Here is a 22,669-nt window from a genome sequence, read left to right as displayed (position 1 = left end):
GATGATTTAGATGGCGATATAACAGCCAGTATTGTTATCGGGGGCGATGTTGTAGATACCAATACGGCAGGAACCTATTTAGTAACTTACGATGTTAGTGATGCCGCAGGAAACCCAGCCACACAGGTGGTAAGAACAGTTAATGTCATTCCAGACACCACAGCACCAGTAATTACCTTAAACGGAGCTTCGACAATCGATTTAAATGTTGGTGCAAATTACATCGAACAAGGAGCCACAGCCACCGATGATTTAGATGGCGATATTACCGCCAGTATTGTTATAGCAGGCGATGTTGTGGATACTAACACCGCAGGCACGTATTTAGTAACTTATGATGTTAGTGACGCCGCAGGAAATTCAGCAACACAGGTGGTAAGAACAGTTAATGTCATTCCAGACACCACAGCACCAGTAATTACCTTAAACGGTGCTTCGTCAATCGATTTAAATGTCGGCGATGTTTACACTGAACAAGGAGCAACCGCTACTGATGATTTAGATGGCGATATTACGGCCAGTATTGTTATCGGGGGTGATACAGTTAACACGAATGCAGAGGGGACTTACATAGTCACCTATAATGTAAATGATACATCGGGAAATGCAGCAATTGAAGTTACAAGAACAGTGAGTGTAGTTAATGTTCCAACAGATGTCATAATACACGAAGGTTATTTTGAAACTGGATGGGATGGTTGGATTGATGGTGGTAGTGATTGTGCGAGAAGAGCAGATGCCGCACGTTCTTACGAAAATTCATACTCAATTCGTATAAGAGATAATTCTGGTACTGCTTCATCTATGACCTCTCCTAGTTTTAATTTGTCGTCATTTAATGAAGTCGAATTTAATTTTTACTTCTATGCAGTAAGTATGGAAGTAGGTGAAGATTTTTGGTTACAATATAATGATGGTTCAGGTTTTGTAACCGTCCGAACGTGGGCTAGAGGAACTGATTTTGTAAATAATGCATTTGATAATTTTATAGTAACTCTTAGCGTTTCTCAATTTAATCTTTCAAGTAATGCTCAATTTAGGCTGATTTGCGATGCTTCAGGAAATAATGATCAAATTTACATTGATCAGGTAGTAATTATAGGAAGAGGTGGTAATGCTGCATTATTTAAAACTAACGAACCTAAAAAAGTTCTTGATGTAACAGAAAATGTGATAGTTAATAATGTTCTTAAAGTTTACCCAAACCCCGTTAAAGGAGACATATTAAACATTAAAACATCTAAAGGAGGAACCATGTCCTTTAGAATTATTAATGCACTGGGACAAATTGTAAGTACAGGTAAAACTTCAAAAGAAATAATTGTAGACCAATTAGAAGAAGGTATGTATTTTATTGAAGTAACCGAAGGTGCTGACAAAATGATGAAACGATTTATTAAAGACTAACTCAAATAATTAAATCAATTAAAAGGTCCGGAAATTATTTTCGGACCTTTTATATATGTTTAATTTCATCATGCATTAAAATGGAATCGCCTCTTAAACGCAGAAAAATTTGAGCTACAGCAACCGTGTCTTTTTCGCAATAGGTAATAATTCGGTCAATTTCTTTTTCTTCGTAATAGACACGATAAACCTCGCTGCCATCAATATCATCCTTAGGTGATGGAATACCTAAAACATTGGTAAGTAGTTTTAAAGATGTATAGGTTTTAAAATCACCAAATTTCCAGAGTTCTAAAGTATCTAAATGAGGTACTTCCCATGGTTTTTTTCCAAATAAATTGAGTTTATAAGGTAATTCTATGTTATGAATTATCATGCGTCTTGCGATGTAAGGGAAATCAAATTCTTTTCCATTATGGGCACAGAGCAGATGCTTTGTTTCACTAAAATGAGAAATGAGTAAGTTTTTAAAATCTTTTAGAATGGTAATTTCGTCGCCGTAAAAAGAAGTAACTCTAAACGTTCTTAAATCACCTTGAAACGTAAAATACCCAACGGATATACAAATAATTTTACCAAATTCTGCCCATATTCCTGCGCGATCGTAAAATTCTTCAGCAGTAAAATCGTCTTTCCGTTGATACTTCGATTTGTGTTCCCAAAGTACTTGTTTGGTTTGATCTAAATCAGAAAAATGTTGAACTTCTGGGACAGTTTCAATATCTAAAAATAAAATGTGTTCTAGGTTGAGTTTATTTATCATAATTCTCAAATAAAAGCAAAACACTAAAGTAAGTATTTACTTTCTTTAATCCTGATATATAAGACAAGTTTTATTGAATTTATAGAAATTTAATAAAAAGCCTGAAATATTATTATTTCAAATAATCTTTTTGGTAAAATATATGTTTTATAATGTGATGTTCAAAATGTTATAAGCTTCTTCTATATATAAACTGATATCTTGAGTAAATTGACCAACTTTTTTATTATTTCCTTTTGAATGTCCTAATCTAACAATAATAATATTATCATTTGGTTCAACAATTACATATTGACCTAAGTGCCCGCGCATCATAAAAAAGTCTTTGGTTCCAATAGATTTTAGCCACCAACCATAGCCGTAGACATCGCCGCCTTCATAAACTGGTTTCAAAGATTTAGCAACGAAAGTAGAATCTAAAATTTGCTGTCCATTCCATTTGCCATGGTCTTTATATAGTTTGCCAAAACGCGCAAAATCTTTAGCATTACTTGCTATACAACAATAAGCTTTTACCAAATCGTGATCCTCGCTATCTACCTGCCAAAGAGTTGGGTTTACTGAACCTAATGGTTTCCAGAAACTTTCAGATAAATAATTATATAACTTTTTGCCAGTTGCTCGTTCTATAACCATGGCAAGCATTTGGGTATCGCCACTAGAGTATTTAAAGCGTTGTCCTGGTTCTTCAGAAACTTTAAGTCCTAGCATAACTTTTTCTAAATCATCATCAAAATAAGCACGTGTTACTATCGAAAAAGGGGAGTAATAACGCTCGTCCCAAGTGGTACCAGAAGCCATACTTGATAAGTGACCTACAGTCATTTTTGCCGCTAATCCTTCGCTAAATTCAGGTATAAAATCACTAACAGGTTGGTCTAAACTTTTAATATGGCCTTCCATTATCGCTTTCCCCATAAGCCCAGAAACGTAACTCTTAGCCATAGAAAAAGAATTAGTTTGAGAGTTTTCATTAAACCCGTCATAATAATTTTCAAACCAAATACTATCTTGTTTTATAATAACATAGGCAATAGTTCCATTGGCTGTATTAATAGAGTCTAATCGTTTGGTCTCTGTAGCCGAATTGTAGTTTTTATGATTTGGCCATGGTTGAGGTGTGCCATTTTCAATAACTCGATTATCAAAAGATTTGTAATCTTCTAAAAATGCAGTTGTATAGCCTTTTAGATAGATGGTTCTTACGGCCTTTATAAGATAATCTGTATCGGTAAGGTACAGGCCAATGACTAGTAGCCCGATTAAAATGACTAACCACTTTAGGAGCTTTTTTAAGAATTTCATTCGTTTAGTTTAAAGTAGAAACTAAAGATAATAAAATTAATATACTGTACTGAAGAAATTTAATTAGAGCGTGCTTTCTGTTGACGTCTTTCTCTGTAATAACTTTTATTGGCAACATAAATAGTTTTGGTTAGTTCTGCAATAACTTGCGTACGTTTATTTATAATATTCGTTTCTTTTACGATATTAAACTTTCCATGTTGTTTTACCTCTATTTTTATAGTTTCAATTTCATCTGTAGAAAAAGTAAAATCGCAAAATACGTCTTCTTTCGCTGGTTTTTTGTACTTAATCGTGGCTTCTTTATCCCAAACTACATAATTGTCTCCTAAAATGTTTAATAATTGAATCATGTAAATTGGATCGGTTGCTGAGAATAAGCTCCCACCAAAAATTGACCCTACATAATTTCTATTTTTATAGCTTATTGGAATTTTAACTTTTACATGATGCAGATCTTGCGATACTTCAACGATTTTACCAGTTGATCTTTTATACATAGGAGACAAATTAAACCCATATTTATAAATTTGAGCTTCAGAAAAAAAGCGTTTAGCAATATGCGATAATGTTCTGTACATTTAAAAAAGTGTTTGTTGCTTATAAGGGCTTTCATGCTCTAATAACCACTGCTTGCGATGCAACCCGCCGGCATATCCGGTTAGACTACCGTCGCTACCAATAACACGATGACATGGAATAATAATCCAAATAGGGTTTTTTCCATTGGCATTGGCCACAGCTCGTATGGCTTTAACATCGCCCAATTGCTTTGATAGTTTTAGATAAGACGTTGTTTTGCCAAAAGGAATTTGTTCTAGTTCGTTCCATACTTTTTTTTGGAAATCGGTGCCTTGTGGATTTAATTTTAAAATGAATTGTTTGCGATTACCTTCAAAATATTCGTTGAGTTGTATGACACAATCTTCTAAGTTATCAGGAATTATATCTGTTATTTTTTCTTCTGAATTCAGAACAGTTACAGAAGAAATACCATCTGCATCACCAATAATTTTGGTAAAACCTAAAGGAGTATTAATGATACAAGTTTCCATTAACACGATGTATTATTCTTCTTCATCAATAATACCTAATTTTTTGGCGCGTGTTTTCCAGCTTTTTCTTGCTAAAAGTTGAAGGTCTGAAACGTTATCACTTTCATCCATAATTTCCAAACCAAGTAAAGTTTCAATAACATCTTCCATAGTTACTAATCCACTTACACTACCGTATTCATCAACTACTAAAGCCATATGGTTTCGGCTTTCCACTAATTTTTCAAAAAGAGTTGGAATGGGTAGATCTCTATTAACTATAATAATATCGCGTTTAAGCTCAGATAATTTTTTCTTATTATTATCTAGAGCCATTTCTTTAAAAATTTCATCTTTTAATACCAGTCCAACAATATTATCGGGGTCATCTTTATATATTGGAATTCTTGAAAATCGAATGTTTAAATTCCATTTAAAAAAATCTTCAACTGTAGTATTTTGATTTTCAGCTTTCATAACCGTTCTAGGTGTCATCACATCTTTTGCAAAAACCTCTTTAAAGGTGAGTAAGTTTTTTATAATTTTACTTTCATTTTCTTGAAAAACACCTTCTTCATGAGCCATGTCTGCCATGACTAAAAACCCTTCACGACTTAATACACTACCGTGCCCTTTACCGCCAATAAGTTTTGTAGTAAGTTGAAGCAACCATAAAAGCCCTGTCCATTTTAAAGGGAAAATCAATACATTTAATGCTTTTGAAGTAAAGTTGGCAAGCTTTTTCCAATAGGTTGCGCCAATAGTTTTCGGAACTATTTCTGAAGCGACTAAAATCAAAACTGTCATCACAGACGAAACCACACCAACCATTAAATCTTCAGTAAATTTAATTCCTAAAATCGTACTAGTTTGGGCGCCGTAACTTTCTACATAAGCCACTTTGGCTTGTACACCAACCAATATAGCGCCTACGGTGTGTGCAATAGTATTTAATGTAAGAATTGCAATTAAAGGTCTATCTACATCTTTTTTTAAAGCTTCTAAATTGGATGCATATTCTTTGCCTTCTTGCTTTTTTACGTTAATAAAAGTAGGTGTAACACTTAAAAGTACAGCCTCTAAAATTGAGCATAAAAATGAAAAAAAAACGGAAATAAAAGCGTAAAATAGTAGTAATCCCATAACATGTATTAAAACTCGAAAATACTAATTTCAAACGAGAAATGGTATTAATCTTTTGTGGCAGTTTAAAATAGCAGCAGTAATTTGTGTTTACTTAAATAAAAGCACTTATAATCTCAAAAAGACCAATATCTTCGGTTTGAATTAGGCAGGTTAAAACAAAGCATATCATTGATAAATGAAAGTTACGAAATCAATTTCACAACATCTTTAGCAAAATATGAAGCAATGATATCGGCTCCTGCTCTTTTTATGGCAGTTACTTGTTCCATCATAACAGCGTCGTGTTCTAACCAACCTTTTTCAGCGGCTGCTTTTAGCATCGCATATTCACCAGAAACTTGGTAAACCGCAACAGGAACATCAACTTCGTTTTTTATTTCACGCACAATATCTAAATAGCACAAACCTGGTTTTACCATAACAATATCTGCACCTTCGTCTATATCCATTTCGGTTTCTCGAATCGCTTCAAAACGGTTGGCGTAATCCATTTGATAGGTTTTTTTGTCCTTCGGAATATCAATTAAGTCCACAGGGGCAGAATCCAGAGCATCACGAAACGGACCGTAAAATGCCGAGGCATATTTTGCCGAATAACTCATAATTCCGGTGTTGATGAAGCCTTCATCTTCTAGTGCTTCACGGATGGTAAGGATGCGTCCGTCCATCATATCACTAGGCGCAACAAAATCGGCACCAGCTTGCGCATGAGAAATACTCATTTCTGCTAATACTTCGGCAGTTTCATCGTTGATTATTTGTCCGTTTTCAATAATACCATCGTGTCCGTAAGCAGAATAAGGGTCTAGTGCCACATCAGTCATCACCAACATATCTGGACATGCATTTTTAACAGTTTTAATAGCACGTTGCATCAATCCGTTTGGGTTCAAGGCTTCGGTACCTTTATTATCTTTCAAATTATCGGGTACTTTTACAAAAAGCAATACCGATTTTAAGCCCAATTTCCAAAGTTCCCTCACTTCATTTTCCAGTAAATCTAGACTGTAACGGTAGTAATTTGGCATCGATGGAATTTCATCCTTAACACCTTTACCTTCAACAATAAAAAGTGGCACTAAAAAATCGTTTGGTGTTATTATGGTTTCTCGAACCAAACTACGAATGGCTTCGTTGGTTCTTAATCTTCGGTTTCTTCTAAGTGGGAACATGGTTTTTTATTTTGATAGGTTTCGACTGCGCTCAACCTGACATTTAGTTTTTATTAAACCCAATCAACGGGATTTTTTAGAACGTTAATTAATTTTTCTTCGTCACTTCCAGCCTCTGGATAATGGTCATACACCCATTGTACATGCGGTGGTAAACTCATTAAAATACTTTCAATTCGCCCGTTCGTTTTAAGTCCGAAAAGCGTGCCTTTATCGTGTACTAAATTAAATTCTACGTAGCGTCCGCGACGAATTTCTTGCCAACTACGTTGTGTTTTGGTGTATGGTAAATTTTTACGCTTTTCAACAATAGGAGCATAAGCATCAAGGAAACTATCTCCAACTTCGGTTACAAAGTTATACCAATTTTCCATAGACATCTGTTCTGAAGTTTTGCAATAATCGAAAAACAAACCACCAATGCCTCTGCCTTCATTTCTGTGAGCGTTGTAAAAATATTCATCGCAACGTTTTTTATACGTTTGATAAAACTCCTTGTTATGCTTATCACATGCTGTTTTACAGGTTTTATGAAAGTGAATCGCGTCTTCTTCAAACAAATAATAAGGCGTTAAATCTTGCCCGCCACCAAACCAACTATCAATAATATCTCCAGCGTCATTATACATTTCAAAATAGCGCCAGTTGGCATGAACGGTTGGCACCATTGGATTTTCTGGATGCAAAACTAAACTTAGTCCGCATGCGAAAAAATCGACATCCCCAACGTTAAAATAAGCTTGCATTGATTTTGGTAATTTTCCATGAACACCAGAAATATTGACACCACCTTTTTCAAAAACCTGACCATTTTCAATAACGCGAGTGCGCCCGCCGCCACCTTCTGGTCGTTTCCAAATGTCTTCTTGAAATTTGGCTTTACCATCTATAGCTTCTAGCTTAGAAGTGATTGTATTTTGCAGATTCTGTATGTATTGATAGAACTTATCTTTCATTGGTTACTCCATTTCATTATACAATTCATATAATTCCATATCTAAAGGCTTCTCTCCTGGAGGGGTATGTTCTTTTTCTAATGTTTTTATCCAGGTGAAGTTACAGTTTTCCGCTACTTTAATGCTTGGTTTATTGCTTGGGTGAACTATAATTTGAAGCGTTTTTAAATTTAAAGTATCAAAAGCGTGATTTGATAATATTTTTATGGCTTTGGTAGTGATGCCTTTACCTTCATATTCGTACCCAATACAGTAAGCAAATTCACCCTCCTTTTTGGTCCAATTTAGTTTTTTTATATAAATTAATCCCACCAGTTGATTGGAATCGTTCGTTTTTAGCGTGAATAGAAACTCACCCTTATTTTCAAATTGTTTTACTTTTTTAGCTACAAATATATTTGCTAAATCGGGAGTTAGATTTTGTTCTAAAGTTTTAGGAAAGTAGCGTTTTAATCGGTCTTCATTAGCAACAACAAAATTGCAAATTTTCCATCCGTCTTTAGGTTGAATAGGAGATATGCAGTATGAATCAAAATTAAGCTGCATTAACAGAGTTTTTTTTAATTTGAAGGGCTTCAACCGTTTTGATTGATGCTGCGGTAACCGATAACGGTAGCACTAAAATAACTCCTATTACAGGAATTAATAAAAAAAGAATAAAAACTATGCCATTACCTATGGCTAAACCACGATGATTACGCACAAATTGTAGGCTCTCTTTATATTGAAAATGGCGTTCTAAAGTGTAATCTATATTACCGAAACCAGCATAATAAGCTTGAACCAAAAACAACAATATGGTTGAAAATATATTGACTACCGGAATAAATTTTAATAACAAGATAGGAATGGTTAAAAGCAATTCCATAATGAGGTTTCTGCCATTTATTTTAATACCTCGCCAGAGTTGTTGCATAAAAGATGTGTTTCTATGGGTATGCGGAACATTGCCTGTAAAATGAGCTTCTATTTTTTCGGATACGGGACTCATAAAAGGTGCAGATAATGCCATTATGATGTGTTTGAAAAGGATTAAACCGATAACTATGATGATTAATCCACCTATAACATTGCTAATAGAAGAAAAGGTTTCTTTCCCCCAATCCCAAATCCAGATTTTGGCAATGAAATTTCCAATATTATCTGATAATGCGTAAGCTGAACCAAAAACGGCAATGGCAGTTACAAAACTGATGAGCATAGGAATAGCAAAATATTTCCAAAGTTTGAGTTTTGAAACTAAGCTGAAAGCACCGAAGTATGCTTTTATACCTGAAATGATGTTTGTTATCATAGAAGCCTCTCCCTAGCCCTCTCCATAAGGAGAGGGGATTAGATTCGTGTTTATTATTTAACTTTCGTTCCCAATTTAATTTTTTTTTACAAATTATTCAATTGAGTAAGAGTTTCTTCCCTTCGGGGAGATTAAGAGGGGCTCTTATATTCTTTTACAGCATCAATAAATGCCTTAGCATGATCTAACGGAATGTTAGGTAAAATACCATGACCAAGGTTTACTATGTATTTATCTTTACCAAACTCGTTAATCATTTGGTGTACCATTTTTTTGATTTCTGAAGGTGGTGAAAATAAACGTGTAGGGTCGAAATTACCTTGTAGCGTAATGTTTCCACCGGTTAAATAACGCGCGTTTCTTGCAGAACATGTCCAATCTACACCTAACGCCGAAGCACCAGATTTTGCCATTTCGCCCAGTGCAAACCAACAGCCTTTTCCAAATGCGATTACTGGAGCATCGTCTTTTAATGCATCGATAATTTGTTGAATATATTGCCATGAAAATTCTTGATAATCTACCGGTGAGAGCATGCCTCCCCAAGAATCAAAAACTTGCACTGCGTTACATCCTGCTTTCACTTTGTCCTTAAGATAAGCTATAGTAGTGTCTGTTATTTTTTGTAATAATTGATGCGCCGCAACAGGATTTGTAAAACAAAATTCTTTGGCTTTATCGAAATTTTTACTGCCTTGTCCTTGTACGCAATAGCATAAAATAGTCCATGGAGAACCTGCGAAACCTATCAACGGAATCTCGTCGTTAAGTTTTTCTTTGGTAGCTTTTATGGCTTGATAAACGTAATCTAATGCTTGAGTAACATCTGGAACAATAACATTATCAACATCTTTTTGGGAACGAATTGGGTTTGGCAAATATGGACCAAAATTGGGTTTCATTTGCACCTCAATATTCATGGCTTGCGGAATAACCAATATATCACTAAACAAAATAGCGGCATCCATACCATATCTGCGAATTGGTTGAACCGTAATTTCACTCGCCAATTCAGGAGTTTGACAACGCGTAAAAAAGTCGTATTTCGCTTTTATTTCCATGAATTCTGGAAGGTAACGACCAGCTTGACGCATCATCCAAACTGGAGGACGGTCTACGGTTTCGCCTTTTAACGCTCTTAAGAATAAATCGTTCTTCATATTTAGCTTTTGGCTTTTGGCTCCTAGCTGTTTGCTAAAAGACATTAACTGTTTTTAATTTTGTTAATTAAACTATTTATCATTCTTGCTTCTAATTGAATTAAAGTGAAAATAGTTTCGAGTTCTTTTTCTTCTATAAATTTTAATTCTTGAGCAATAATTAACTGGGTTTCTACTTCAAAAAGCGAACCTATCGCAATTTCGAGAAACCGTTTAAATTCTACTTCGCTATTTCTACTGCATCCTTCTGCAATATTAGACGGAACTGAAATCGATGCTCTTGTTATTTGACTCCTTAAACCAAATTTTTCTTCAGAGGGAAATTTTTTTGATAATTGATATACTTGCTTTACAAGCTCAATTCCGTTTTTCCAAATATCAAGTTTTCTAAAATCTCTCATTTTATCTAGCAGTAGACTATCTGTCTTTAGCTTTTAGCATTTTTTATTCATAATAGCAGTGCCATGAGCTAACGGCTAATGGCGAAAGGCTATCAAATATAATACTCATTAACCAACTCAATAACACTTTCTACAGTTGGCACTTTGGCAACGCGCACATCGTTAAAGTGCTTTTTTGCTTCTTTAGCAGTTGTTTCGCCAATACAAAAGGCAATGACTTCATCATGGTTACTTTTTACAAAACTTTCTACTGTTGATGGACTGTAGAACATAACACCTTCCACTGAATCGTCTATTTTAACGCCATCATATTTCGTACTATAAGCTTCAACTTCAGTTACTTTTATATGATTTTCAGATAAAATAGTTGGTAAATCGTCTAATCTTAAGTCGCTGCAAAAATAGGTAGTTTCAGTACCTTCCATGTATTCAACTAAATACTCAGCTAGTTTTTTGGCGTTCTTTTCAGCATGCTTAACTTTACCTATTTTATTTTCAATAAGGCGCTTTGTACGTCTACCAACACAGTATATATTTTTAAATTGTAATTCTGATGCCGAATAATTTGTGGTTAAGGATTCAACTGCATTTTTACTCGTTATAATAACGTTCTGAATTTCGTTTTTTAAGAAACGCGGATGAATTCTGTTAATATTGATTTTAATAAAATCACTACTTTCAGCAATCACCTTTTCATGAAATAATAAGCGCTGATCTTCGGTTAACTTTTTAGTAGAAAACACATTGGTTTTTCTATCTGAATTCTTGATTTTATCCATCAAGCGTTTTCCTCCGCGCTCGATTATAAAATCGGCACAATATTGCGCCATATCATGATGCTCACCTAGTTTTTTAACGCGAGTCACATCTATTTTTTTGGTGCCATCTGGACTAAGTAAAACACCTTTAAAGTTTATTTCTTCATCTTTAATGTAAGCTAAAGCGCCAATAGGAGCGGTACAACCGCCTTCTAATTTATTTAAAAATTCGCGCTCAATGGTAGTGCAAATTTCAGTTTCTTCATGGTTTAATTCGGCACAAGCTGTTTTAACAAATTCATCTTCTTCCAGAGCAGTAATCATTATAGCACCTTGCGCAGGAGCTGGAATCATCCAGTCTAAATTAATTGCCTCTTCGGGTCTTAAACCTATACGACCAATACCTGCAGCAGCAAATATGGCTCCGTTCCAGTTATTGTCTTTTAGTTTTTGTAAACGTGAATTAACATTACCACGTAAGTCCGTAATGGTATGTGTGGGGAAACGGTTTAACCATTGTGCGCGCCTGCGTAAGCTCCCCGTGGCAATTACCGCTTCTTTTGCTCCTAAAAACTCTTCGTTATCTTTAAAAACCAGTGTGTCGTTTACATTACCACGTTTCAAAACCGCAGCTTGGACAATGCCATTTGGTAAAACTGTAGGCACATCTTTTAAAGAATGTACGGCAATATCAATATCATGATTTAACATGGCGATATCTAAAGTTCTGGTAAAAATGCCTGTGATGCCTAATTCGTAGAGTGGTTTATCTAGAACCAAATCACCAGTAGATTTTACAGGTACTAATTCGGTTTGATGACCAGCTTCTTCGAGTAATTTTTTTACAATGTTGGCTTGCCATAGTGCTAATTCACTATCGCGCGTACCAATTCTTATGGTTTTAGACATTTTTTGTTGAAGGTTCTAACTGAAACACTTTTTTAATCAATTCAAGACTTTCGTCGGTTGAAATATTGTCATCTTTAAGATGATGTGCAAAGTGATTTGTTATTTTTTGAATGATGTTTTTGCTAATTAATTCGGCTTGTTCCTCGTTAAAATCGTTAATTTTTTTACGTTGAGAATCTAGTTCTGCAGTAGCAAAATCTGATAGTTTATGTTTTAAAGCTTTTATGGTAGGCGCAAACTTTCTTGTCTCTAACCAACCATTAAATTCGCCTTTTATTTCTTCTATAATAGCTTCGGCTGAAGGAATATGAGCCTTACGAGCTTCTAAAGTTTGATCGGTAATTTTCGACAAATAATCTAGATGAATTAGCGATACATGTTCCAATTCTTCAACATTTGAATCAACGTTTTTAGGAATTGATAAGTCTAAAATTAAAAGCGGTTTGTTGCTTTGAATAATGTGCTTGTCAATTGTTGGTCGCTGCGCGCCAGTTGCTACAATCAAAATATCTGAAGATGTGATTTCTTCTTGTAAATTGGCATAATCCTTAACCAGTAAATTAAATTTACCTGCAATTTGTTCTGCCTTGTCTTTTGTTCTGTTAATTAAGGTGATGTGCTCGTTTTTGGTATGTTTTACCAAATTTTCACATGTATTTCTACCTATTTTACCTGTTCCGAAGAGCAAGATATTCTTTTTAGAAACGTCTTGAATAGTATTTAAAATATACTGCACTGAAGCAAAAGAAACCGAAGTTGCACCAGATGATATATTGGTTTCTGTTTTAATACGCTTACTGGCTTGAATCACGGCATTAACAAGTCGCTCTGAAAAATGATTCAGTAAGCCAAATTTTCTTGATAGTTTCGCACTTGTTTTAAGCTGACTGATAATTTCAAAATCGCCAAGAATTTGACTATCTAATCCAGATCCTACGCGAAACATATGCGAAATCGCATCTTTATTTTTAAATACGTAAGCCACTTTTTGAAATTCTTCAACTGTGCCTCGTGTGTTTTCACAAAGGAGTTGAATAAGTTGAAATGGATGTTGCGCAAAACCGTAAATTTCGGTACGATTACAGGTAGAAGTAACCACCAAGCTTTCAATATCATTATCTTTAGCTTGATTAAGCAATGCCAGTTTAGATTCATCATCCAAACTAAATCGCCCTCTTATATCTGCATCGGCTTTTTTATAACTTAAACCAATAGCGTAAAAGGAACTGCTTTTACTAATATTATACTTATGCATTGCTATACCTGAAATTGTCAAGCAAAAATATGTGGTTGCAATAAGAAAAAGTAACGCTAGAAGAACTTTTAGTGTCGTTTGTGGTTTTTTAACATCAAATTGATGAAAAACATGATAAATATCATATTTTTGTAGTGTATTCAATAGGTTTTAATGATTTTATTTAGAACCAATCTAAATAAATACAAATGAATTCAGATTATAAACAAGTAGAAAGTGTCGCTAAAAGTTCTTTTGAAGAAACAAAAATTGAAGACGGATTTTTAATTCTCGCATTTAAGAACGATGAAAGCATCACGCAAAGTCTTGCAAAAGAAATAGATAGCAGTTTTTTGCAATTTCATTTCTGTATCAAAGGGTCAAGTAAATTTGTTTTCAATCAAGGGCGATATACCTTAGATATTCATGAAGAAAATTCGTTACTGCTTTATAATCCGCAACGCGAATTACCAATAGACCTTCAAGTAGAGCCTAACTCTTGGATTGTTACCATCCTAATTTCTATAAAAAAATTCCATGGATTATTTTCTCAAGAGGCCGATTATATCACGTTTTTAAGTGAAGATAATAAGGATAAAAAGTATTATAAAGATGGTGTCATTTCGCCCTCTATGGCCATTGTGCTTAATCAGCTCATAAACTATAACTTAAATGCATCTATAAAACAGCTTTATTTTAAAGGTAAAGCCTACGAGCTTTTAAGTTTATATTTTAATAGAAGTGAAGAGGCAGACGTTGAGCAATGTCCGTTTTTAGTGGATGAAACCAATGTTATTAAGATTAGAAAAGCCAAAGATATTATCATTTCAAGAATGGCAGAACCACCAAGCCTTCAGGAGTTAGCAGACGAAATAGGGTTAAGCTTAAAAAAACTGAAAGAAGGTTTTAAACAAATTTATGGCGATTCGGTTTTTAGTTTTTTATTCGACTATAAAATGGAATTGGCCAGAAAACTTTTAGAAGCAGGCAACGATAATGTTAACGAAGTTGGACTAAAAGTAGGCTATAGCACATCGAGTCATTTTATAGCTGCCTTTAAAAAGAAGTATGGTACAACGCCTAAAAAATATGTGATGTCGCTAAACTAATCATGTAAGGAATGACAACATGTAATTACAAATTGATAAATTTACACGAATATGAAATATTTAACTCCAGAGATAGAAGCCTTATCTAAAAACATTCAAGGAAAATCGTTGGCTAGAACAAATGTGTCATGTGGCATCTTTCAAGATTGCGATTATAACGAAGCACGTCCAGAATTATATCAACAGCCAAAAAGCTCAAAATAAACCACTAAAGCCAATAAATCTTGAAGAATATGTTTTACAAGATTTAAAGATTGCAATATCTATCGTATTTTTGCAAGGCTATAAAAAAGAAATGAAATGAGTCATAACAGCAGCATGGAAACTTACCAAATTGTGACAAGGCGAATTACATCTCATCTTAAAAAATTGAAAATTAACAGATGAAAAAAGGAATTCTACTTGTGAATCTGGGCTCTCCAGACAGTCCAGACCCAAAAGATGTCAAAAAATATTTAGGCGAATTTTTAATGGACGAGCGTGTTATCGATATTCCATTAGTAGCGAGAACAGCACTTGTAAAAGGCATTATTTTAAACACACGCCCAAAACAATCGGCTGCTGCTTATAAAAAAATCTGGTGGGACGAAGGTTCTCCCCTAATTGTGCTTTCAGAACGTCTTCAAAATAAAATACAACAACAGGTTGAGCAACCTGTAGCTTTAGCCATGCGTTATGGTAGTATGACCATTAAAAAAGGGCTTCAAGAGTTAGTAGATAAAGGTGTAGAAGAGGTGTTGCTCTTTCCGCTATATCCACAGTTTGCCATGGCAACAACCGAAACTATTACAGTGTTAGCCGAAGAGTTACGACAAGAATTTTTTCCTAACTTAAAAATAGAATCGGTTCCCGCGTTTTATAACAAACCAGATTATATCGAAGTACTTTCAAACTCCATAAAAGGACATTTAGAAGGTAAAAACTACGAGCATTTATTATTTTCTTATCACGGCGTTCCAGAACGTCATATTCGAAAAAGCGACGTTACCAAATCGCATTGTAAAATAGACGGTAGCTGTTGTGTAACACCTAGTAAAGCACACGAGTTTTGCTATAGGCATCAATGTTTAGAAGTTACTAGATTGGTTGCCGAAAAATTACAATTACAAGAAGGAACTTATTCCACATCTTTCCAATCTCGATTAGGATTCGATCCTTGGTTGCAACCATATACCGATAGAACCATTGAGCGTTTAGGTAAACAAGGCATAAAAAACATGGCTATTGTAACTCCGGCATTCGTAAGCGATTGTCTAGAAACGTTAGAAGAAATTGCTATGGAAGGCGAAGAAATATTTCATGAAGTTGGCGGTAAATCATTTACAACCATTCCCTGTTTAAACGACGATCAAGAATTTGTAGATCTCCTATCCAATTGGATAAACAATTGGGTAAAAAAACCAGAAATAGCCGGCTAAAATGGAATATTACCAATACATTAAAGCATTTCATCTCATTTTTGTAATCACATGGTTTGCGGGCTTATTTTATATTCCGCGCTTGTTTGTATATCAAATCGAAGCTTTTCAAAAACCCTCGCCTGACAAAGAAATTTTGGGTGAGCAACTTAAACTCATGGCCAAAAGATTGTGGTTTATTATCACCTGGCCATCGGCCATTTTAGCTACATTTTTCGCGATTTGGTTGCTCGTTTTACAGCCTTATTGGCTGCAACAACCTTGGATGCATGTAAAACTTGCTTTTGTGTTTTTACTTTACCTATATCACTTTAAAACTCATCAATATTTCAACCAATTACAACAAAACGTGGTCAAAAAAACTTCCAGTTATATGCGGATTTGGAACGAAGGCGCCACATTTATATTATTCGCCGTCGTATTTTTAGTTATTTTACAAAATGCTATCAATTGGATTTGGGGAATTATAGGGCTTGTTATACTTGGAGTGCTTATTATGCTTGGATATAAAGTATATAAAAATATGCGCAATAAAGACCCTAAAGCTTGATAAGTTTTGCCTAGTATGGTTTTAAGAAAAATAGTATTTGTGAATGCAGAATTGCAAAACTAAATACAAAATAGCGAATTGCTATAAAACAGGTTTAAACTTGTATACCTTTTAACTAATCATAATTATTAATTAATGTAGCGTATTCCTTATTGTTGGACTTAATCACAATTTTGAAATTTCCTTTTTCTAGTTTGTAAAGTCGTTTAATATCTTGTTCATCTCTAATAGTCTCAGTGTATATTAACTCATAAGTATTATAGTAATCACCATAAATATTCACTGTTACGGGCTCTTTATTTGGAGACAATTGCGTCAGTTTTACAGACTCATTTTCAAATTTAACATGTGGTTTAAAAAGTGTGTTTTCTTTATTTTTTAAGAAAATAATACCTTTTTCAAAACTAATAGTAAATGGTATTATGTCTATTTGTATATCTTTTTCAATTTCAAAAAAGTAATTACCATCTTTCAAGAAGTTTAAATCAAATTCTTTACTAAGAAGACTTTCTGTTTCCACACGTTCATCAAAAAATGTTTGTCCCCGATAATTTTTTATGGAAATTTTATTTCCTTGTTTTACTTTATTTAAAGTAAGTAACGTCTTTTTTGCTTCAGTATATTCAAAGCGTTCTTCTTTAGTGGTTGCAATTTTCTCTTTATTCCTTTTGTCAGTTGCGCTACCGTCGTTTAAAACTATTTGTTTTTTGTTTAATTTCATATAGTCTCCAATGGTCATATTTATGGTCTCATCAGCAGCTGTACTTGATATTTTAATGATATCATCAATTTTATAATTAACATTTTCTAGTGATAAATTGAATTGACCTTCTTGATCGGTTGTGGTTCTTAAAAAAGCAGCAGGAATGCTGACTGAAGCGGAACTTACGGGCGAATTTTGACTGTTCACAATTGTTCCTATAATTTCAAGGGTTTCTTGAGAGCTTACAAGAAGACTTGAACATAAAAGGATAATAAGCAGTAGTTTTTTCATTTTATTGTACTTAGACTCTACAATAAAGAAAAATATCCGATATAATACAAATTTAATCGATGAAATACGTTAATGTAAATGCATTTTGTCGAATTTTCTTTAATTATTTAATATTTATTAGAATGAGTTATGATTAAATCTTGAATAAAAATCGAAAAACAATACTTAATTGATTTCGATTAAGGTTATTGCTGTAGTGTTTGTAGATAAACTTTATTTTTCTATATATGACCATACAAAAGTTATCTTAGAGTTTTTATATGAGCCTTAGGCTGTTTGGTTTGATTATTGTTATATTTATTGAATCATAATGAATACATGAAATTAAAGAAACTCTCCTTACGCACTCGCATCTTTCTAGCCATGATTTTGCTAGTATTATTAGCATCAGTGCTTATTTCGGCAGTAGCCATTTACCAATACAAGGAGCAGAGTGAAGACTACCATAAAGAGCGTTTAGAGCGCAAAGAAGAGAACATTCAAACACATTTAAAGCGTGTTTTAAATGGTCGCCAAAATACTTGGGAAGTTAAAACAGAAAACATCCCTCTTATATTTAAAGAAGAAATTTACAACGTTGCCGACATTCATAAACTTCAAATTAACTTATACAATTTAGAAGGGGATTTGCTCATCACCTCAAAAGCAGGATTGCAAGATAATAACGTTGCTAAATGCCTTACAGCGGAAGTTATGAATGCTTTAACTCAAAATATAGAATTTAATAACGCTTCAGAAATTGCACAACACCGTTATGTAGATAAGCATAAAGAAAATGGCGAAACCTTCCAGTCCTCTTACACCTACATTACAGATAATAGATCTAAGGCCATCGCTATTTTAAATATCCCGTATTTAGAAAAAGACGATTTTCTTTCCAAAGAACTTCAAGAGTTCTTGCAACGATTAGGGTTTGCCTTTATGTTGGTGCTTTTAACAGCCATTGGTATTGCCTTTTTATTGTCAAAATACATTACCAAATCATTAAAAACTATTAGTGATAAAATAAACACAACAAGACTTGAAAAACGTAACGAACGTATTGATGTTGATGATACTTCTGAAGAAATCTCAACTTTGGTAAACTCATATAATAGTATGATAGACGAGCTTGAGGAAAGTGCGGTGCAATTGGCAAAAAGTGAGCGCGAACAAGCATGGAGAGAAATGGCAAAACAAGTAGCGCATGAAATTAAAAACCCACTAACGCCGATGCGTTTAACGGTGCAGAATTTCCAACGCAAGTTTAATCCCGAAGATGAAAACATCCATCAAAAACTAGATGAATATAGTAAAACCTTAATTCAGCAAATAGACACTATGAGTTCTATAGCCTCGGCATTTTCAAACTTTGCTAAAATGCCAGCACAACAAAATGAAACCCTTAATGTGGTTAAAATTGTAAAATTGGCGCTCGATATTTTTAACGAAGATTATATTATTTTTAGTACGGATTCAGATGAAATAATTGCTAAATTTGATAGAACACAACTCATTCGTGTGGTTACCAACTTGGTTAAAAATGCTATTCAGGCAATTCCTGAAGATAAAACGCCAAAAATTGTAATTCACGTGTCGCAAAACAATGGCGATGTGCTCATAACCGTAGCCGATAATGGATTGGGAGTTGCCGAAGAGAACAAGCATAAGGTTTTCGAGCCCAAATTCACGACCAAAACAAGTGGTATGGGTCTTGGCTTAGCCATGGTAAAAAATATTGTAGATACCTATAAAGGCTCGGTGTCTTTTGTATCAGAAAAAAATAAAGGCACAACATTTAAAGTGTCATTCCCTAAAGAGTAACCTTTCCTATGCAGATAGGGATTTTATAAAGAACCAAAATCATGAAATACAATAATATCCTAACCGAAGAAAACGGTGGTATCAGAACAATAACCATCAATCGCCCTAATAAATTAAACGCACTTAACAGAGAAACTATTGAAGAATTGCACGAAGCCTTTAAAGCGGCGCAAGAAGATAAAGACACTAAAATCATTATTGTAACAGGCAGTGGCGAAAAAGCTTTTGTTGCTGGTGCCGATATAAGCGAATTTGCCGATTATGATGTTAGCGAGGGGACCAAACTTGCCGCAAGCGGGCAAAATATTTTATTCGATTATGTTGAAAATTTATCCACACCAGTTATTGCCGCTGTCAATGGCTTTGCCCTTGGTGGTGGACTCGAATTAGCCATGGCATGCCATTTTAGAGTAGCTAGCGACAATGCTAAATTAGGCTTGCCAGAAGTGTCGTTGGGTGTTATTCCGGGGTATGGAGGAACACAGCGATTACCGCAATTAGTAGGCAAAGGACGCGCCATGGAAATGATTATGACCGCAGGCATGATAGACGCAAACCAAGCCTTAAGCTACGGACTCGTAAACCATGTCACCATACAAGAAGAACTACTACCACTATGCGAAAAAATAGCTTCTAAAATTTTACGAAACTCTACAGTAGCTATTAGTGGCGCCATAAAAGCTATTAACGCGAATTATAAAGACGGTGTGAACGGTTTTGATATTGAAATTAAAGAATTTGGTAAATGCTTTGGCACCGCAGATTTTGAAGAAGGCACTACCGCATTTTTACAAAAACGAAAAGCGGATTTCCCGGGGGAATAAGGATTGTTTGTTTGTAAGTCGTTTAATTCTTATGATGTTCATATGAGGTGATTAAGTAACGAAATATTGAAACTCATGGGATGATATTCAAACAAATTTAATAGATTGTTAATTTATTTTCAAAAATTGGTAAACCAATTATTCAACAACACTTATACCACTTCTAAAATGATGAATTTCAATTTATTACAATCAATTATATCTAAAAGTTATTTCAGATGTTTTACGCTTAAATCAAGTTTAAAATTAGTTTTGATTTTTAATGCGATGCTAAGCATTTCAGAAGTGTGTGCTCAGGCACCTTCAGATATACCAAAATTTCAAGCTTTTTTATCTCATTGCAAATTGCAAGCTCCTGGGAGCAATACTGCTGCAACAAATTCAGCATTAAATAGTGGCTATACACACGGCACTTGGTTTCATGTAGTCGATACTGATAAAATTCTTTTTAATCAAACTGGTGATAGTCAACGTACAGAACTAAGGGATGAAATTAACTGGAATATTAATTCAGCAGATCGTTCATTACATGCTACCATAGATATTGTTTCACAAACACCTGATAACTATCAAGTAACCATATTACAAATACATGATGACGCCAATGCTGGAAGCGGGCCAAATAAACCATTGCTAAGAATTTATAAGCATAATAACAAGACTCCAAACAACCATATTTGGGCGGTTTATAAGACTGATATTTCAGGGAATAATAATATGCATATCGATTTAGGAGCTGATCCTGGTGGATACTTTAACGTCGATATTCGACTAGTAAGTGGGAAAATGATTATTGATTTTGAAGGGGTTGAAAAAGTAAATGTAGATGTTTCATATTGGACTTTCCCAAGCTATTGGAAAGCTGGCGTATATCTTCAGGATCCTGGGACAGCGACTGCTCATTTTGATCAGCTATTTACTGGTGATGGTACGACCTTGAGTAAAAAAAAATTAGAAATTGAAAACATTAAAATATATCCCAATCCTTTCAAAGACAGGGTAAATATTGATACTAAATCTCAAATTCAAGATATAGAATTATATAACTTATTAGGTAAAGTCATTTACAAGTCCACTGAGGTTTCCGATTTTGAATATTTTTCAGGGTCATTACAAAGTGGTGTATATATTTTAAAATTGGTGAGCGAACAAGATAGAACTTCAATCTTGAAATTGATAAAACAGTAATACTCCTGTTAGTTTGTTAATAACCCTTTTTTATTTTAACAGTTTTGGGTTTATATAATTGCTAATTTTAAAGAGCTACTTAAATCATACAACTCTTTAATTTTACAGCATGAACCCAAAATCTACCATAAAAGGTCGCGGTGCGCAACTTAATCTGCCTAATCGGTTTTTTGAACTTAGTCACGAGATGCGTAATGACTTCCTAGAATATTGCCATAAGGAAGGCGAAACCCGCGATACAAATAAAACGACATATCTGGAGGTGTTTCCTAAATCCATAGTTAATAAAGTGCAAAGTCCAGATGTTGGTATGGGGTATTCCTTGAACGCTTACCAAGGTTGCGAACACGGTTGTATTTATTGCTACGCCCGAAACACGCACGAGTTTTGGGGTTACAGTCCTGGTTTAGATTTTGAACGACGTATTTTGGTTAAAAAAGACGCCCCAAAATTATTAGAAGCCAAATTAAAAAGTAAAAACTGGAAAGCACAACCTATAGTCATGTCTGGGAACACGGATTGTTACCAACCTGCGGAAAAAATTTATAAAATAACAAGAGCCTGTTTAGAGGTGTTTTTAAAGTATAAGCATCCTGTTGGGATTATAACCAAAAACGCTTTAGTTTTAAGAGATTTGGATCTTTTAAAAGCCTTGGCTCAAGATCAACTGGTGAGTGTAAACATTTCGGTAACCTCACTTTCTGAAAACACAAGGCGTATTTTAGAGCCTAGAACAACAACCAGTAAAAAACGATTAGAAACCATACAGGTTTTAAGCACAAATAGAATTCCGGTTAATGTGATGTTGGCGCCTATTATTCCGTCTATAAACAGTCATGAAATATTACCAATGGCCAAAGCGGTTTCAGAAGCTGGGGCCTTATCTATTGGTCATACCATTGTGAGACTTAATGGCGCTATTGGTGAAATTTTTACCGATTGGGTTAATAAAACAATGCCCGATAGGGCAGATAAGGTATTACATCAAATAGAAAGTTGTCATGGGGGTACTTTAAACGATTCAAGATTTGGTGCACGCATGCGAGGTGAAGGAAAAATAGCCGAACAAATTAATAATCTAGTAAAACTGGCTAAACTTAAATACTTTAAAGATAAAGCACCACAAAAACTGAATTGTAATTTGCATCAGCCTTGTAAAAACGGGCAGTTAAAATTATTCTAAAAAAAAGTGAGCCATTACAGCTCACTTTTCTCAACATATTCTAAAATAGGGCAATTAGAAA

The 22,669-nt window shown here is 34.3% G+C and carries 23 protein-coding genes; 9 read left to right on the top strand and 14 right to left on the bottom strand.

Going from position 1 to position 22,669, the window contains the following annotated elements:
- Positions 1 to 1,407: immunoglobulin-like domain-containing protein (locus BUA46_RS06560; protein ID WP_178313107.1), on the top strand; the 1,407-nt coding region annotated here is incomplete at its 5' end.
- A gap of 49 nt (positions 1,408 to 1,456) precedes the next feature.
- Here BUA46_RS06560 and BUA46_RS06555 read toward each other — a convergent pair.
- The 13 genes from BUA46_RS06555 to hemA all read right to left on the bottom strand — a co-directional run bounded on the left by BUA46_RS06555 (position 1,457) and on the right by hemA (position 13,560).
- Positions 1,457 to 2,170: a 3'-5' exonuclease gene (locus tag BUA46_RS06555; RefSeq protein ID WP_019388383.1), complete on the bottom strand. Its 714-nt coding sequence runs from the start codon at positions 2,168 to 2,170 to the stop codon at positions 1,457 to 1,459.
- A gap of 147 nt (positions 2,171 to 2,317) precedes the next feature.
- Positions 2,318 to 3,475, bottom strand: coding sequence for a serine hydrolase domain-containing protein (locus tag BUA46_RS06550; protein ID WP_019388384.1), 1,158 nt, complete (start codon positions 3,473 to 3,475; stop codon positions 2,318 to 2,320).
- Positions 3,476 to 3,534: 59 nt separating this feature from the next.
- Complete coding sequence (locus BUA46_RS06545; RefSeq protein WP_019388385.1) at positions 3,535 to 4,056, bottom strand: DUF4442 domain-containing protein; 522 nt, start codon at positions 4,054 to 4,056, stop codon at positions 3,535 to 3,537.
- On the bottom strand, positions 4,057 to 4,530 hold the full coding sequence (locus BUA46_RS06540; RefSeq protein WP_019388386.1) for a methylated-DNA--[protein]-cysteine S-methyltransferase: 474 nt from the start codon (positions 4,528 to 4,530) through the stop codon (positions 4,057 to 4,059). It lies immediately after the preceding gene.
- A gap of 12 nt (positions 4,531 to 4,542) precedes the next feature.
- Positions 4,543 to 5,652 carry a CNNM domain-containing protein gene (locus BUA46_RS06535; RefSeq protein ID WP_019388387.1) on the bottom strand — a complete coding sequence of 370 codons (1,110 nt, stop codon included), beginning with the start codon at positions 5,650 to 5,652 and terminating at the stop codon, positions 4,543 to 4,545.
- A 185-nt stretch (positions 5,653 to 5,837) separates the two neighbouring features.
- On the bottom strand, positions 5,838 to 6,827 hold the full coding sequence (gene hemB, locus BUA46_RS06530; RefSeq protein ID WP_019388388.1) for a porphobilinogen synthase: 990 nt from the start codon (positions 6,825 to 6,827) through the stop codon (positions 5,838 to 5,840).
- A 53-nt stretch (positions 6,828 to 6,880) separates the two neighbouring features.
- Positions 6,881 to 7,783, bottom strand: a complete 903-nt coding sequence (gene hemF, locus BUA46_RS06525) for an oxygen-dependent coproporphyrinogen oxidase (RefSeq protein ID WP_019388389.1) — start codon at positions 7,781 to 7,783, stop codon at positions 6,881 to 6,883.
- A gap of 3 nt (positions 7,784 to 7,786) precedes the next feature.
- Entirely contained in the window at positions 7,787 to 8,329 is a 543-nt protein-coding gene (locus tag BUA46_RS06520) for a GNAT family N-acetyltransferase (RefSeq protein WP_019388390.1), read from the bottom strand.
- Positions 8,319 to 9,077, bottom strand: coding sequence for an EI24 domain-containing protein (locus BUA46_RS06515; protein WP_019388391.1), 759 nt, complete (start codon positions 9,075 to 9,077; stop codon positions 8,319 to 8,321). The genes BUA46_RS06520 and BUA46_RS06515 overlap by 11 nt, the downstream gene beginning before the upstream one ends.
- 131 nt (positions 9,078 to 9,208) lie before the next feature.
- Positions 9,209 to 10,237 (bottom strand): uroporphyrinogen decarboxylase, encoded by a 1,029-nt coding sequence (hemE, locus tag BUA46_RS06510; protein ID WP_026010116.1) that lies wholly within the window; start codon positions 10,235 to 10,237, stop codon positions 9,209 to 9,211.
- Positions 10,238 to 10,281: 44 nt separating this feature from the next.
- Positions 10,282 to 10,638: a four helix bundle protein gene (locus tag BUA46_RS06505; protein ID WP_019388393.1), complete on the bottom strand. Its 357-nt coding sequence runs from the start codon at positions 10,636 to 10,638 to the stop codon at positions 10,282 to 10,284.
- Positions 10,639 to 10,730: 92 nt separating this feature from the next.
- Positions 10,731 to 12,305: a hydroxymethylbilane synthase gene (hemC, locus tag BUA46_RS06500; RefSeq protein ID WP_019388394.1), complete on the bottom strand. Its 1,575-nt coding sequence runs from the start codon at positions 12,303 to 12,305 to the stop codon at positions 10,731 to 10,733.
- Positions 12,298 to 13,560 (bottom strand): glutamyl-tRNA reductase, encoded by a 1,263-nt coding sequence (gene hemA / locus BUA46_RS06495; protein WP_026010117.1) that lies wholly within the window; start codon positions 13,558 to 13,560, stop codon positions 12,298 to 12,300. Before hemA ends, hemC begins: the two co-directional genes overlap by 8 nt.
- A gap of 188 nt (positions 13,561 to 13,748) precedes the next feature.
- On the opposite strand from hemA, the gene BUA46_RS06490 reads away from it, so the two are divergent.
- The 4 genes from BUA46_RS06490 to BUA46_RS06480 all read left to right on the top strand — a co-directional run bounded on the left by BUA46_RS06490 (position 13,749) and on the right by BUA46_RS06480 (position 16,616).
- Positions 13,749 to 14,648: a helix-turn-helix transcriptional regulator gene (locus BUA46_RS06490; RefSeq protein WP_019388396.1), complete on the top strand. Its 900-nt coding sequence runs from the start codon at positions 13,749 to 13,751 to the stop codon at positions 14,646 to 14,648.
- Positions 14,649 to 14,699: 51 nt separating this feature from the next.
- On the top strand, positions 14,700 to 14,852 hold the full coding sequence (locus BUA46_RS15110; RefSeq protein WP_019388397.1) for a hypothetical protein: 153 nt from the start codon (positions 14,700 to 14,702) through the stop codon (positions 14,850 to 14,852).
- A gap of 179 nt (positions 14,853 to 15,031) precedes the next feature.
- Positions 15,032 to 16,066, top strand: coding sequence for a ferrochelatase (gene hemH / locus BUA46_RS06485; RefSeq protein WP_019388398.1), 1,035 nt, complete (start codon positions 15,032 to 15,034; stop codon positions 16,064 to 16,066).
- A 1-nt stretch (position 16,067) separates the two neighbouring features.
- Complete coding sequence (locus BUA46_RS06480; protein ID WP_019388399.1) at positions 16,068 to 16,616, top strand: CopD family protein; 549 nt, start codon at positions 16,068 to 16,070, stop codon at positions 16,614 to 16,616.
- Between the two features lie 115 nt (positions 16,617 to 16,731).
- On the opposite strand, the gene BUA46_RS06475 is transcribed toward BUA46_RS06480, so the two are convergent.
- The gene (locus tag BUA46_RS06475; RefSeq protein WP_019388400.1) at positions 16,732 to 17,610 is read right to left on the bottom strand and encodes a carboxypeptidase-like regulatory domain-containing protein; all 879 of its coding nucleotides are present in this window, start codon (positions 17,608 to 17,610) and stop codon (positions 16,732 to 16,734) included.
- A 318-nt stretch (positions 17,611 to 17,928) separates the two neighbouring features.
- Between BUA46_RS06475 and BUA46_RS06470 the strand changes: the two genes are divergently transcribed.
- From BUA46_RS06470 to BUA46_RS06450, 4 genes are all read left to right on the top strand, one after another.
- A complete protein-coding gene (locus BUA46_RS06470) occupies positions 17,929 to 19,413 on the top strand; it encodes a sensor histidine kinase (RefSeq protein WP_019388401.1) in 1,485 nt (494 codons plus the stop codon).
- 41 nt (positions 19,414 to 19,454) lie between these two features.
- The gene (locus BUA46_RS06465; RefSeq protein WP_019388402.1) at positions 19,455 to 20,237 is read left to right on the top strand and encodes an enoyl-CoA hydratase/isomerase family protein; all 783 of its coding nucleotides are present in this window, start codon (positions 19,455 to 19,457) and stop codon (positions 20,235 to 20,237) included.
- A 267-nt stretch (positions 20,238 to 20,504) separates the two neighbouring features.
- On the top strand, positions 20,505 to 21,425 hold the full coding sequence (locus BUA46_RS15005; RefSeq protein WP_202801149.1) for a polysaccharide lyase family 7 protein: 921 nt from the start codon (positions 20,505 to 20,507) through the stop codon (positions 21,423 to 21,425).
- Positions 21,426 to 21,534: 109 nt separating this feature from the next.
- Entirely contained in the window at positions 21,535 to 22,608 is a 1,074-nt protein-coding gene (locus BUA46_RS06450) for a PA0069 family radical SAM protein (RefSeq protein ID WP_019388404.1), read from the top strand.
- Positions 22,609 to 22,669: the final 61 nt, after the last annotated feature.

The sequence above is a fragment of the Algibacter luteus genome (assembly GCF_900141715.1).
GTDB classification, from domain to species: Bacteria; Bacteroidota; Bacteroidia; order Flavobacteriales; family Flavobacteriaceae; genus Arenitalea; species Arenitalea lutea.
The sequence above is the reverse complement of the archived record's forward strand: the minus strand, read 5'-3'. Positions and strand labels throughout refer to the sequence as shown.